14 protein-coding genes and 1 tRNA gene are annotated in these 13,290 nt (G+C 67.6%); 9 read left to right on the top strand and 6 right to left on the bottom strand.

Going from position 1 to position 13,290, the window contains the following annotated elements:
• Window positions 1–305: 305 nt before the first annotated feature.
• Together P1K88_RS13210 and artA are read left to right on the top strand one after the other, a co-directional pair.
• Window positions 306–2,771, top strand: coding sequence for a DUF7282 domain-containing protein (locus P1K88_RS13210; RefSeq protein ID WP_276410697.1), 2,466 nt, complete (start codon window positions 306–308; stop codon window positions 2,769–2,771).
• 144 nt (window positions 2,772–2,915) lie between these two features.
• A complete protein-coding gene (gene artA, locus P1K88_RS13205; protein WP_276410696.1) occupies window positions 2,916–3,920 on the top strand; it encodes an archaeosortase A in 1,005 nt (334 codons plus the stop codon).
• Here the strand turns inward: artA and dph5 are convergent.
• The gene (gene dph5 / locus P1K88_RS13200; protein ID WP_276410695.1) at window positions 3,917–4,690 is read right to left on the bottom strand and encodes a diphthine synthase; all 774 of its coding nucleotides are present in this window, start codon (window positions 4,688–4,690) and stop codon (window positions 3,917–3,919) included. The two genes, artA and dph5, sit on opposite strands and share 4 nt — an antisense overlap.
• A gap of 75 nt (window positions 4,691–4,765) precedes the next feature.
• On the opposite strand from dph5, the gene P1K88_RS13195 reads away from it, so the two are divergent.
• Together P1K88_RS13195 and P1K88_RS13190 are read left to right on the top strand one after the other, a co-directional pair.
• Complete coding sequence (locus tag P1K88_RS13195) at window positions 4,766–5,746, top strand: class I SAM-dependent methyltransferase (protein WP_276410694.1); 981 nt, start codon at window positions 4,766–4,768, stop codon at window positions 5,744–5,746.
• 124 nt (window positions 5,747–5,870) lie between these two features.
• A tRNA-Thr gene (locus tag P1K88_RS13190) sits at window positions 5,871–5,945 on the top strand.
• A gap of 68 nt (window positions 5,946–6,013) precedes the next feature.
• Here the strand turns inward: P1K88_RS13190 and P1K88_RS13185 are convergent.
• The 3 genes from P1K88_RS13185 to P1K88_RS13175 form a co-directional block, all read right to left on the bottom strand.
• Window positions 6,014–6,346, bottom strand: coding sequence for a DUF7344 domain-containing protein (locus tag P1K88_RS13185; protein WP_276410693.1), 333 nt, complete (start codon window positions 6,344–6,346; stop codon window positions 6,014–6,016).
• Between the two features lie 107 nt (window positions 6,347–6,453).
• Window positions 6,454–6,696, bottom strand: a complete 243-nt coding sequence (locus P1K88_RS13180) for a DUF7385 family protein (RefSeq protein ID WP_276410692.1) — start codon at window positions 6,694–6,696, stop codon at window positions 6,454–6,456.
• Window positions 6,697–6,726: 30 nt separating this feature from the next.
• Entirely contained in the window at window positions 6,727–7,590 is an 864-nt protein-coding gene (locus P1K88_RS13175) for a cytochrome c oxidase subunit 3 (RefSeq protein WP_276410691.1), read from the bottom strand.
• Between the two features lie 92 nt (window positions 7,591–7,682).
• Here P1K88_RS13175 and P1K88_RS13170 point away from each other — a divergent pair, with 92 nt between their 5' ends.
• The 3 genes from P1K88_RS13170 to P1K88_RS13160 all read left to right on the top strand — a co-directional run bounded on the left by P1K88_RS13170 (window position 7,683) and on the right by P1K88_RS13160 (window position 9,709).
• Window positions 7,683–9,062: a hypothetical protein gene (locus P1K88_RS13170; RefSeq protein ID WP_276410690.1), complete on the top strand. Its 1,380-nt coding sequence runs from the start codon at window positions 7,683–7,685 to the stop codon at window positions 9,060–9,062.
• Window positions 9,059–9,361, top strand: coding sequence for a C2H2-type zinc finger protein (locus tag P1K88_RS13165; RefSeq protein WP_276410689.1), 303 nt, complete (start codon window positions 9,059–9,061; stop codon window positions 9,359–9,361). Before P1K88_RS13170 ends, P1K88_RS13165 begins: the two co-directional genes overlap by 4 nt.
• A 63-nt stretch (window positions 9,362–9,424) precedes the next feature.
• Window positions 9,425–9,709, top strand: a complete 285-nt coding sequence (locus tag P1K88_RS13160) for a DNA-directed RNA polymerase subunit L (RefSeq protein ID WP_276277841.1) — start codon at window positions 9,425–9,427, stop codon at window positions 9,707–9,709.
• A gap of 33 nt (window positions 9,710–9,742) precedes the next feature.
• Here P1K88_RS13160 and P1K88_RS13155 read toward each other — a convergent pair whose 3' ends face one another.
• Window positions 9,743–10,591 (bottom strand): hypothetical protein, encoded by an 849-nt coding sequence (locus tag P1K88_RS13155; RefSeq protein ID WP_276410688.1) that lies wholly within the window; start codon window positions 10,589–10,591, stop codon window positions 9,743–9,745.
• Window positions 10,592–10,731: 140 nt separating this feature from the next.
• Here P1K88_RS13155 and P1K88_RS13150 point away from each other — a divergent pair, with 140 nt between their 5' ends.
• Both P1K88_RS13150 and P1K88_RS13145 read left to right on the top strand, forming a co-directional pair.
• Window positions 10,732–11,796 (top strand): DUF7973 family transport facilitator, encoded by a 1,065-nt coding sequence (locus tag P1K88_RS13150; RefSeq protein ID WP_276410687.1) that lies wholly within the window; start codon window positions 10,732–10,734, stop codon window positions 11,794–11,796.
• Window positions 11,797–11,928: 132 nt separating this feature from the next.
• A complete protein-coding gene (locus P1K88_RS13145; protein ID WP_276410686.1) occupies window positions 11,929–12,252 on the top strand; it encodes a transcriptional regulator in 324 nt (107 codons plus the stop codon).
• A gap of 17 nt (window positions 12,253–12,269) precedes the next feature.
• Here the strand turns inward: P1K88_RS13145 and hisF are convergent, their stop codons facing one another.
• Window positions 12,270–13,085, bottom strand: a complete 816-nt coding sequence (gene hisF / locus P1K88_RS13140; RefSeq protein WP_276410685.1) for an imidazole glycerol phosphate synthase subunit HisF — start codon at window positions 13,083–13,085, stop codon at window positions 12,270–12,272.
• Window positions 13,086–13,290 lie beyond the last annotated feature (205 nt).

Here is a 13,290-nt window from a genome sequence, read left to right as displayed (position 1 = left end):
CGGACAATATCGAAGTACAGCTCAATTCAACGCTCGACACGGCCGTCAACTCTGACGGTACCGTTACAGCCGCTAGTCCAGAAATAGACGTTTATGTCGAGCGCAAGAAGGTAAGTGACGGAAACGTCAACATCGACAACAACGGTGGGACTGACGAGAATGGCCGAATTGAGGTCTCCCTCAGCGGCTCGCTGGCAAACCCATCGCCGAACCAGAACGTGACCGTCGTTCTGCGGGAAGTGTCGGCAAACGGTGTCGATACCACCACGCTCTACAAGCGCAACATTCGAGTCACCTCCCGGACAGTGGCGCCGTCCACCACTAACGTCGCCAGCGACGATTCGTTCAGTAAGGGGGGACTGAACTACATCGACGTCTACCGTGGTGAGCGTATCGCCGTCGAGGATACCGCTGCCGGCCCGACCGCCACTAACTCATTCACTGTCCGAGAGAGCGGTGGCAGTATCATCGCTTCCGGCACCTTCGACGACAACAGCGACGTTGTCTACCTCAACACGAAGAACCTCGACGTCGGTGAGAGCTACAACATCACGCACGACACCGACGGTGACGATGCGTTCGAGCGTGCGACCGGGTTCACGGTGAACCAGGTCGGCCTCGGCATCGAAGCCGTCGACACCGACATCACCGACGACGACGACCTCGAAGCCAACGTCACCATCACGCGCGGTGGCCAGGGCGCCGAGGTCCTTCTCCGTGACAACAACGACGACGTCGTTAGCCGAACCAACACGACGTCGCTCTCCAGCACCGGCAACAACACGTTCAACTTCGGCACGCAGGACGCCGGCGACGGTCCGTACACCGTCCGTGTCATCGACAACCAGACTTCCGTCGGCGCCACGACGTCTCAGATCAACGTCTCCGAGGCTGCTGACGACGAAGCCAGCTTCAGTCAGGCTGTCTACAGCCAGGAGCGCGGCGACGTGGTCAACGTGACCGTCCAGCTCGACGGTACGGACGAAGGTACGGTCCAGATCGGTAACATCGCCGATACGAACTACAACCTCACGATGCAGGTCACCGACGACAATGGTGACGGTGAGGTTACCATCCAGTTCAACAGCTTCTCCGCTGGTGCATCCAGTGCGCGTGATACCACGTGGACCGACACTACCCACTCTGGTACCGCTGCAGTCGTGACCACGGTTGACGACGACGACGAAGTCACGGTCCTCGACGAGCGTGGCTTCTCGCAAAACGACGTTGACGATTCCGGGACTGTTGACCTCGACGAGGTCGGTTCCAAGCTCCTCGACGCGACCGACTACGACATGAACGTGACTGCGGGTCACACGAACCGCGTCGAGGACGAGGACGACGTCGCGACGATCTCCCTCAGCGAGCGCTCGACCGAGAGCGCCCAGGTCTGGGTCGCCCCGGAGAGCGACTTCGGCGACCTCAACGAGGGTAACAACGGGAACGTCTCGATGGTCTACGACCTCGCCGCACAGGGCAACCTCACGCAGACCGACACGGTCACCTGGAACGACACGATGGTCGTTCAGGTTCAGGCCTCCGGTCTCGACGGTGCCCTCGAGTTCGTCAAGGACAACGGCATCAACGACCCGAACGGTAACGACATCGCGAACGACACTGTCGCATACAGTTACCTCAACAACGAGGCTAACTTCGGTGCCGCCAATTCGCCCGCGAACCTCACCTTCGAGAACGCGGACCCCGGTGCGAACGTCGAAGTCACCTTCGACGAGTACGACAACCTGAACAACGAGAACCGCAGTGTCATCTACGACGCGCAGAACAACACGCACTTCGTCACGGTCGACACCGACCACTTCTTCGACAGTTCCGCTGCCGGGAACTTCGGAGATGGTGACGAGATGCTCGCGAACTTCACGCTCCACGAGGAGCGCAGTGACCTTGTCGACGACGACGCAGTCGTCAACGACACGGCCACGATGGAAGACCGTGACGCCTCGCTGAACAACGACGACGACATCACGGTCCGCGCTGGTGCTGACCAGCAGTTCCGCGGTACGACGAACCTCCCGCAGAATTCGGAGGTCACCGTCCGTATCCGGAGCTCGGACAGCGAGAGTCCGTTCCTGCTCCAGCCGTCCACGACGGTTGGCCCGAACGGCACCTTCACCGCGATGGCCGACTTCAGCGACGTGAGCCCCGGCGCCAACTTCACCGCGCAGACCCGCCTCGGCGGCTCTGACGTGGGTGACGAGATCGACGGGACGGTCGCTGGTGCCGCCACGGCCTCCGTGAGCATCTCCGACCAGGACTCCGACGGCACGACGGTCGTCGTCGACAGCGCGCAGCTGTCCGACGGCGGCTTCATCGCCATCCACGAGGGCTCGGCTTCCGGTGACGTCATCGGAGCCTCCGACTACCTCGAATCTGGCAGCCACTCGGACATCGAGGTCACGCTCGACTCCCCGCAGGACGGGGACTTCACCGCAGTCGCCATGCCGCACCTGGACGACGACGGTGACGAGACCTACGACTTCCCGGACAACGACGCGCCGTACACCGACAACGGCACCGCTGTGACGGACAGCGCTGACGTGACCGTCGGCGAGGAAGAGACCGAGACGGAGACTGAGACGGAGACGGAGACCGAGACGGAGACCGAAACGGCCACCGAGATGACCGAGACGGAGACCGAAACGGAACCGCCGGAGGAGACCACCACCGGTGACAGCGGGCCTGGCTTCACGGCCGTGCTCGCTCTCATCGCACTGGTCGCCGCGGCGCTCCTCGCAGTCCGCCGTAACAACTAACCGGAGCAGTTCCGGTCCCTGACTTCCGACCTTTCTTTCGCGCTCCGTCCGATAGCGACAGCGCCGGCCGGCGGCCGTGCGGTGTCGATGCACACGCAGACGTAACGACAAAACATATACGGCGGATTTGCCAAGATAGCATCCATGACAGCGACAGTCCTGCAGTCGACGGTCGAGCTGGGTGGACTGTCGTTCGACCCGCTGGTGTACTCCGAGCCGCTGATGTGGCTGGTGCTGGCGGCGTTTCTCGGCAGCAGCGTCCTCGCGTACACGAACGAACGATGGGCGCGCCGCGTCGCGGTCGCCGGCTGGGGGCTGTTCGCCCTCTTCTGGCTCGTCCTCGTCCCGCACTTCGTGTTCACGCAGAAGAGCCTCGTCGAGGGTCTGGGCAGCGTCGCCGCGGTGCCGCTGTCGGCCTATACGGCCTACCTGCTGTGGAACGGCCGGGACTCACTCTTCGTCCTCACCCGCGCGGTGGGGCTGATGGGCATCGTCTACGTCCCCGCCGTGACCGTCGGGCCGATTCGCCAGTGGCTTGTCGAACTCGTCACCGACCAGACCGCCTTCCTGCTGGGCCTGGTCGGCGTCGACCCGCTGGTGGTCGACGGGTTGACCCACGACGGCGTCCGCATCGCGACGAAGCAGTACCCCTACGAGAGCACGTTCTGGTTCGAACACGAGGAGGGCCCCATCACGTACAACATCCTGCTCGCGTGTACGGGCCTGGGGAGCATCGCCATCTTCGCGGGCGGTATCCTCGCGGTGAAGGCGCCCTGGGGGCGGAAACTCAAGGCGCTCGCGGTGACCTCGGCGGTCATCTACGGCCTCAACCTGGTCCGGAACGTCTTCATCGCCATCTCCTTCGGGCTCCAGCAGATGCAGTGGTTCGTCGACCCGATGATGACCCTCTTTGGCCTCTCCGACCCGCGGATGGTCTCGTACTACATCGCCGACCGCATCCTGGCCCAGGTCGGGTCGGTGGTCGTGCTGGTGGGCATCACCTGGCTGCTGGTGCGCGAGCTCCCGGAGATAACGGTCGTCGTCGAGGACCTGCTCTTCCTGGTGACCGGGACGGAGTACGACCTGGCGGGCGCGTTCGAGGGGACGACGGACCCGAGTGAGGAGGCGGCGGCGCCGGGCGACGACTAGGGTTTTCCAGCGAGCGCGGTCAGCGCGTCGTCCTCGATGGGGTGCAGCGACCCGGGAATCACGAGCATGTGTAGCGGGTCGCCGAAGGATCGCTCGGCCAGCGCCGCGAGCGTGTCGGCGGCGACGGTGGGGTCCGGACTGCCGGCCTGCACGACGACGACGCCCAGCGTCTCGGGGAACTCGTTCGCGAGCAGGCCGGCGGCGTGGTCGGCGGTCATGTACGTCTCGTCCCCGTCGTCCCAGTGAGGGTCGTCGACCTTGATGTCCAGGTAGACCAGCGTGTGCAGGTCGCGGGCGCGGTTGTCCGCGATGGTCGTGACGACGCTGTCGGGGACGCCGTCGCCGCCGTGGGCGTCCTCGAAGGGGAGCGTCGTCGCCTTCCCGAAGCGGTAGTTCTGTAGACCCGTCAGCGACCCGGCGGCGGTCTGGGCGGTCGTCCCGTGGACGACGTGGGTCTCGATGTCCCGTTCCGCGGCCCGCAGGCGGAGGTCGGTGTGCGTCGTCGAGACCATCGTGTCGCCGGCGGTCAGGAAGACGACCTCGGAGTCCTCGGCGGCCGCGAGCACGGGTTCGGGGTCCTGTTCGACGCCGGCGCGGTCCCGGACCTCGATGGTGGTGTCGTGGAACGCCTCCAGCGTCTCCAGATCGGTGCCGACGAGCCGACTGGTGTAGAACTCCGCGAAGACGCGGTCGGCGTCGCGGATGGCGTCGCGGCCGGCGAGCGTGACAGAGCGTTCGTCGTAGAGGCCGAGGCCGACGAAGGTGAGCATATCCGCTGTCGGAGAGCCGCGGAGATAAATGGCGCGAAGCGTCAGGCTTACCGCCGGCGGCGGGGGAGGGGTGGTATGGGCGTTCCCTGCGTTCGTGTCCCGCGCGAGGACGGCGAGGTGACCCGGCAGCGACTCGCCGAGGCGGACCTCGTCGACGACGGGTACGACATCACGGTCGAGGACGGCTGGCTCTACGTCCCCGTCACCGACCCGACCGGCGTTCCCGACGAGTTCGCCGTCGTGGAGTTCGACGCGCCCGTCCGCGAGGGCCAGACGATGCCCGCGGACATCCTGGGGTTCGAGCCGAGTTACGAACGCATCGGGGACCTGGTCATCGTCGACGAGGACGACCCGGCGCGTGCCCGGGCCGTCGCCGACGCGCTGATGGCCTCGGACCTCCCCGTCGAGGGCGTCCTCAACCGCGCCTCGAAGATCAAAGGCGAGCAGCGCGTCCGCGACTGGGAGGTGCTGGCCGGCGACACCACCGAGGTCGTCCACCGCGAGTACGGCTGTGCGTTCGAACTGGACCTGGCCGAGGTGTACTTCTCGCCACGACTGGCCACCGAGCGCCACCGCGTCGTCGAACAGGTCGAGGCGGGCGAGCGGGCCTTCGATATGTTCGCCGGCGTCGGCCCGTTCGTCGTCCCCTTCGCGAAGCGCGGGGCCACCTGCGTCGGGACGGACATCAACGCGGCGGCCGTCGAGTACCTCCGGCGGAACGCCGAGCGCAACGGTGTCGCCGACCGCGTGACGGCCGTCTGTGGCGACGTCCGCGACGTCGCGACCGACTACGAGGGGTGGGCCGACCGCGTCGTGATGAACCTCCCCCACAGTGCCGACGAGTTCCTCGAGACGGCGATTCGCCTCGCCGGCGACGACTGTACGCTCCACTACTACGACATCCAGTCCGACGACGACCTGTTCGGGCCCGGCGAGCGCGCGATTCGGGCCGCCGCCGAACCCGAGTACGAGGTGGCCGTCGAGGCGCGCCGGGCGGTCCGGTCCTACGCGCCGGGCGAACAGAACGTCGTCCTGGACGTGCACCTCCGGCGGTGAGTTCGGGGTCGAGAGCGGCCGAGAAGCGCCGGAGGGGCGTGGGACACGTTCGCTCGACGCCCCCGATTCGCAATCCTTATTGCGGTTATCGCACACTGTTCGAGTGCTGCGAGGCGCTCGGCGTGCCGGTGTAGCTCAGACTGGCTAGAGCGAATCCTTCGTAAGGATTAGGCCGAGGGTTCAAATCCCTCCACCGGCTCTTTCCTTCGGAATAGACCAAATAGACAGGTAACGACCCGCTTACTTGGTATTTCGTGCGAAGACGGGTCAGGAAAGCAACGACTCGACGGATTCGAGCAGCGTCTGATCGACCTTCTGCCCGAGTTCGGTCACGGCGAGGCGGTCCTGCTCCTGGCTGTAGGTGACGAGGTCGGCGGCCTCCAGCTGGGGGACGTGTCGGTGATAGAGTTCGAGGTACAGCTGACAGACCGCCTCTGGCGGGATGTCGGCGAGCGACGTCCGGTGTTCCCGTTCGGCGATCTCGTCTGCCAGATCGGGGAGCGTCAGTTCCGTGTGGTCGGCCAGTAACGAGAGGGCGCGCCGCCGTCGTTCGTCGGCGAGAGCGATGAATACCTGGTCACCCCGCTGCGCATCTCGCATGTGTGGCTTTTCTATCGAGCGCCCTGAAATATCGTTTCATTTTCGCTCGCCGTACCCGTCGGGATTCCAACTCTGGTCCGCAGTCCGTCGCGAAGGTGATCGGGAGGTCAGTGCGTCAGCACCAGCAGTTGCGCGTCGGTTCGGGCGAGACAGAAGGGGCGTCCGGGGTCACCGAACGTGTTCGTGCGCTTCTCGCTGACGAACAGGCGGTCGAACGCCTCGCCGCAGGCCGGACAGGCGAAGTCCGCGCGGTTCTCGAGGGTCATCGTGTCGCGGTCCTGGGTGAGCAGTTTCAACCCGTGGCGGTAGTCGTGGACGTCGAACCCGTCGTTGACGTCGAGTTGCTCCATACCGGGGACAACGGGGGGAGGGGCTTAAACTCAGACCAGGTTCGCGCCGATGTAGAGGACGACGACCAGGAAAACCCAGACGACGTCGACGAAGTGCCAGTACATCGAGGCCGTCGAGACCGAGGTGTGGCGCTCGGGGGAGTACTGCCCGTAGTAGGCGCGGGCGAAGACGATACCGAGCAGGACGGCGCCCATCGTCACGTGGAGGCCGTGCAGGCCGGTCAGGCCGTAGAAGGCCGACCCGTAGATGCCCTCGCCGATGGTGAACCCTTCGTGGACGATGAACTCGTAGTACTCGTAGACCTGGCCGGCGATGAAGACGATGCCGAGCAGCAGCGTCACGCCGAGCAGTTTGATGAACCGGTCGCGGTTCCCGTTGATGAGCGCGTGGTGGCTGTAGTGCAGCGTCACCGAGCTGATGAGCAGGATGACGGTGTTGACGATGACGAGCGACCCGAACACCTCGGGGATGGCGGCGTCCACCCAGACGTCGCCACCGCGGATCATGAAGTAGTAGATGAACCCGGCCCCGAACGTCGCCACCTCAGTCCCGAGGAACAGGAGCATGGCGAACTTCAGCGTTCGACTGGAGTGGTGGTTGGTGCCACGTTCCCAGAAGTCCGAGACGAAGGCGTGGTAGAGCCAGCCGTACAGGCCCACGAGGAAGATACCGACGCTGCCGACGACGGCGCCGGCACTGATTGTCCCGCCCACGAGCGGTTCCTCGGCCATCGAGAGGACGAACAGCGCCGCGCCCACGTAGATGCCCGATGCGCCGATGGCCGTCACGAACGGCCACCAGCTCGCCTCGCCGAACCCGCGGGGCCAGTCCTCCGTCGCCGGGAGGTGGTGGTCCCCGTGGCCACCGTCTGTGCGTTCTTCGGTCGTGCTCATACCCGGTCCTTGCGAGTCGATTACTAAAAGCCCATCCAATTCGCTCGCCCGATGTCGGAACATACAGGGACGGGCGGAACCAATCGGAACCGATGACAGTCCGTCGAGGCCGGCTCGTCGTCAGCGTTCTGTGTGCGGCAGTGGGGCTCCTCGCGGTCGGCACGGCGAGCGCACACGGGGGCAGCCTGGCCGGTGGCGGCCGGGAGACGCTGACGGTCCCGACGTGGCTCTTCCTCTCGACGGGCGGTGCGGCCGTGGGTGCCTCGTTCCTGCTCGCCTCGTTCGTGACCGACCGGTCGTTCATCGAGCGCGCCCACGCCTGGGGCGTCCCGCTCACGTCGGGCGGCGAACGGGGCCTGGTGCTGGCGGGCCGGGCCGTCGGCGTGGTCGGGCTCGCCGCCATCCTCGTGACGGGCTTTCTCGGCCCGACGAACGCCCGGACCAACCTGGCGATCCTGCTGGTGTGGGTGGGCTGGTGGGCCGGCCTGGCGATGACGACGTACCTGCTGGGCAACACCTGGACGGTCCTGAACCCCTGGAAGACGCTGGCGGGGCTGTTGCCATCCCTGGACCGGTCGTACCCCGACCGGCTCGGGGCCTGGCCCGGCGTCGCCGGCCTGCTGGCGCTCGTCTGGGTCGAGGTGGTCAGCCCACTGGCCGACGACCCGCGGTTGCTCGCCACGGTCGTCGTCGTGTACTCGGTGGTCACGCTCGCCGGCGCCGTCGTCTTCGGCCCGGCGACGTGGTTCGACCGGGTCGACCCCGTAGAGCGGGTCTTCCGGTACTACGGCCGCGTCGCGCCGGTCGGCCGGGGCGAGGACGGCTACCGCCTGCGGGTGCCGGGGATGGACCTCTCGACGGCACGCCTGGTCGATGGCGCGGACGAAGTGGCGTTCGTCGTCGCGCTGCTGTGGGTCACCACCTACGACGGCCTGGTCACGACGCCGGCCTGGCGCGACCTGACGACGCCGCTCGTGGCCGCGGGGCTGCCGGCCCACCTGCTGTATCCGCTCGCGCTCGTCGCGGGGTTCGCGCTCTTTCTCGGCGTGTACCGCCTCGCCGTCCGGGCCGGTCGACAGACCGCCGAGACGTACCTCGCCCCGGCGGTCCTGGCCCGGCGGTTCGCGCCGCCGTTGCTGGCAATCGCCGCTGGCTATCACTTCGCCCACTACCTCGGCTACTTCCTCGTCCTCGCGCCGTCGCTGGCCGTCGCGCTGGCGGACCCGCTGGGCTCGCCTGCGCTCGTCCCGGTGCTCGACCTGCCGGGGTGGTTCGGCGGGGTGGCGCTGGCGTCGGTCGTCGTCGGCCATCTCGTCGCCATCTGGGTGGCCCACACTGCGGCCTACGACCTCTTCCCCGCGCGCCTGCAGGCCGTGCGGTCGCAGTACCCCTTCATCGCCGTGATGGTGTTCTACACGATGACGAGTCTCTGGGTCGTCTCGCGTCCGGAGGTGCCACTGCCACACCTATGAGCGAACGGCAACTCGACGACGGCGTCGATACCGTGCCCACGAGCGACGAGGCCTACGACGTCCCCGAGGACGCCACGGCCTACGAGTGTGGCTACTGTGGGCGGCCGTTCGCCCGCGAGTCCTGGCTCGCGCTCCACCGGGGGCTCGAGCACCCGGGCGCCCTCACGGACGCGGAGGTAGCGGCGTTCCGGGCGGCCCACGCCGACGAGGAGGGGTCGCTGGGCACGTTCCGCCTGAAGGCGCTCGGCTCGCTCATCCTGCTTTACTTCGGGCTGTTGATGGTGTACGCGCTGGTCTGACGGTGCCGGGTCTGGCACGCGGGAAACGACACGTTGATGGGTCGCAGGCGCCCAGACGAGGACATGGACCTTCGCGTCATCGACAAATCCGACACGGAACTCTCGCTCGAGATAGCCGGCGAGGACCACACGTTCATGAACGTCATCAAGGGTGCGCTGCTCGAGACAGAGGGCGTGACGGCGGCGACCTACGACGTGAACCCCGAGCAGTCCGGCGGGCAGACCGACCCCGTGTTGACCATCAAGACGGAGACGGACGTCGACGCGCTCGACGCCCTCGAGGACGGTACCGACCGCGTCATCGAGAAGGCCGACGCCTTCACCGACGCCTTCGAGTCCGCGGCGTAACCGCGCTCTTTTCGGCAGACCACGTCGCTCTTTTCAGCAGACCACGTGCGTGACGAACACGCGCCCGTCCGGCGAGACGTGGACGTCGACGCCGACGGTACCCGTCTCGGCCGCCCGGTAGGCCGCGCCGCGCTCGGCGTAGCTGTCGACCAGCGCCGTCGCGAACGCGGCCTCGTCGTCGAAGTCGGCGACCGACCGCGGAGTCCGGTCGAAGGCCACCTCGTAGGCGACAACGCTCGGCCGCGAACAGGCCAGGTCGAACGCCGCGAACGCCTCGCGGTCCGGCCCCTCGCCGCCGCCGTAGCGGGCGTCGACGCGCGCCTTGTTGTAGTAGGCCGCGGCCTCGTCGGCCGTCGCGTTCCGGACCAGGGGACTCGCGCCGGCGGCCTCGCGGCGCTCGCTCAGGACGGCGACGTAGGCCTCCTCCGTCGCGGCGAGGTCCAGCCCCTCGGCCACGTCGGCGCTTCCGGGAGCGTCCGGGACCGCCGGCGGGGCGGCCCCGGCGTCGGTTCCGAGACCCGGCAGCGAGACGAACCCGAAGGTCGTGAGGACGACGACTGCGAGCAACGCGGCGACGGCGAGGTACCCGAGGACGTACTTCGCCTCGATGACGTCGCGCCACGACGTCGCGATCTCGTCGAGCGGGTCGCTCTCGGGCGGGCCGACACGGCGCTCGAAGTCGGAACCGCCACAGCGGCGACACGGCGGACGGTTGCGGACGTGCTCGCGCCCACAGTCCTGGCACACCCAGGCGGCGCCGCCTTCGACCACCTCCTCGTTCACCTGTCGGACGGCACGTTCGTAGGTCCCGTGACCGCAGTTGTCACAGGGCGGGTCGTTCTCCTCGTGGGGCTTCCCGCACCACTCACACCGCCATTCCATCGCGCACTCCTAGGTGACCCGCGTACAAAGCCCTCGCGGCTTCCGTCCCCCGCGCCCCGGCGAGCGATGGCTATTTCAGCCTCGGCGGGGACGCCGTGGATACCGATGTTCCTGCGTCGCCCCCCGAGGTGGTCTGGCTGATGGTCGTCCCGCTGCAACTACCCGGACTCGGGCCCCTCGCCGTCGAGCTCCTGTTGAGCGCGTTCGCCGGGGGTCTCCTCGGCGCCGCCTTGGGGGCCTACGGAGCCTTCGCGCTGGCCGGCCTGGTCGTCGTCGCCGGCGAGGCGGCGACGCTCGTGGGGCGCAGCGTGGGCGCGGAGACGGCGGCCGCCGGCCTGACCGGGAGCGTCGGCCTGGGGCCGGTGCTGGGCCCGCACGTTGCCTTCGCGGGCGGGGTCGCCGCCGCGGCCTTCGCCGCGCGCCGGGGCGAGATGCCCGCGGACACCGAGTACCACCCGGCCAAGGCCGTCGGCGTCTCGCTGGGGGCCGACCCCGACGTCCTCGTCGTCGGCGGCGTCTTCGGCGCCTTCGGCTACGCCGTCGCGGCCGTCTCGGGGTCGCTGCTCGCGCTCCCGCTGGACCCCGTGGCCCTCGCCGTCGTCGTCTCCGGGTTCACCCACCGCCTCGTCTTCGGCTATCCACTCGTCGGGCGGCCCGAGGGCGGCTGGCTCGACATGTCGGCCTACGACGGCGAGCGGACCCGCGAGGGCGGCGAGCGGCCGGTGGTCGAACCGTTCCTGCCCCACCAGTCCGGGTGGGCGAGGACGCTGGTGCTCGGCGCCGGCGCGGGCCTGTTTGGTGCGTACGTCGCCTACCGGACCGCCAGCCCGTACCTGGCCTTCGGCCTCGCTACCGTGACGCTCGCGCTGGTCGTCGTCGACAACTACCGGCCGCCGGTCGTCCTGCACATGGCGCTGCCCGCGTCCCTGGCGGCGCTCTCGCTCGTCCCGGCCCAGTACGGCCCCGGCGAGATGACGCCCGCCCTCGTCGCCAGCGAGGTCCCGTTCCTCGGGGCGCTGCTCCTGGGCGCGAGCTTCGGGGCGCTCGCCGGCCTCGCCGGCGAGTTCTTCGGCCGGACGCTCTACGCCCACGCAGACACCCACCTCGACCCGCCAATGGCGGCCGTCGCCGCCACCACCCTGGTCCTCGGGCTGCTGGTGCTCGCCGGGGTCCTGCCCAACGGCGTCGTCCTGCCGATGCCCTGAGCGGGTCCCGGCAACCACCGCCCGGCTGCGGTCGACGGACGTGTGGCGCGGACTCGACTGACACTACCGTTTGACACACAGATGTTTCGATTCTCCCAAAATATTATCCGGATGGGCGCACTTTATTGACGCATGACTGGGGTGGATATCTGGCAGCGGGTACTCCGGTCCCTGGAACACCCCGCCCGTCGCCGACTGCTGGTCGCCCTCCTCGATCACAACCCGCAGTCCGACGGCGTGGCGCTCCCCGGTGACGTCCACGAGGGCCGTGTCGACCCGGAGACGCTGCAGGTGGAGTTCGAACACGTCCACCTTCCGTTGCTCCGTTCGCATGGCTACATCGCCTGGGACGAAAGGCGGGGCGAGGTCACCAGGGGACCATCGTTCGAGGAGATTCGACCGGTTCTGGAGCTGTTCGAGGATCACCGGGCCGACATTCCGGACGGGTGGCGCTGATACTTCGTCCCTGGCCGTCAGCGCCTGACCGGGATACCCACGCTGTCGAGGTACTCCTTGGTCTCGGCGATGGTGTACTCACCGAAGTGGAAGATAGAGGCAGCCAGTCCGGCATCGGCGCCGGCTTCGACGAACACTTCCTCCATGTCCTCTGGACTGCCACAGCCCGACGAGGCGATGACGGGCGTCGAGACGGCGTCGCAGACGGCTTTCATCAGCGGGATGTCGTAGCCGTCCTTGGTGCCGTCGGCGTCGATGGAGTTGACGAAAATCTCGCCCGCGCCGCGCTCCTCGGCCTCGATGGCCCAGGCGACGGCGTCGATGCCGGTCCCCTCGCGGCCCCCCTTGACGGTGCACTCGAACCAGCACTCCTCGCCGTCGACCTCGACGTAGTGTTCGCCCGCGTCGTCGAAGCGCCGGCGAGCGTCCAGCGAGATGACGATGCACTGGCTGCCGAAGGCGGCCGCGCCCTCCTCGATGAGTTCGGGCCTGGCGATGGCCCCCGAGTTGATCGAGACCTTGTCGGCGCCGGCCCGCAGCGTCTCCTTGATGTCCGCCTTGGTCCGGATGCCGCCGCCGACCGTCAGGGGGATGAAGACCTCGTCGGCCACCGCCGAGACCGTCTCGAGCATCGTCTCCCGCCCCTCGGCGGAGGCGGTGATGTCCAGGAAGACGAACTCGTCGGCGCCGGATTCGTTGTAGGCTTTGGCCATCTCGACCGGGTCGCCGGTGTACTCCAGGTCCTCGAAGTTGACCCCGGTGTACACCGCCGCGTCCCCGTTCTCGTCGACGTCGACGTCGATGCAGGGGATGATTCGCTTGGTGAGCGTCATTTGTTGTCCGAACGTTCGCCACATGGCCGTTTGACGGTTTCGACTGGCGCAAGTGAGGCCCGGGGCCGGTAATCTGGACTTTCCCATTTCACGACTGCGTCGGACCGGCGTCGGCCCCGCTCGTTCGTCGGCGGGCGACGATTTATTTCGTTCACCCGCTGTGTGAACTCGCGTGCCCGGCGTCGCGTGGATCCGTTCACAGTCG

This window comes from Haloarcula halobia (genome assembly GCF_029338255.1).
GTDB lineage: Archaea > Halobacteriota > Halobacteria > Halobacteriales > Haloarculaceae > Haloarcula > Haloarcula halobia.
Note: the sequence above shows the minus strand (reverse complement) of the source record. Positions and strands in the feature narration are given on the sequence as shown.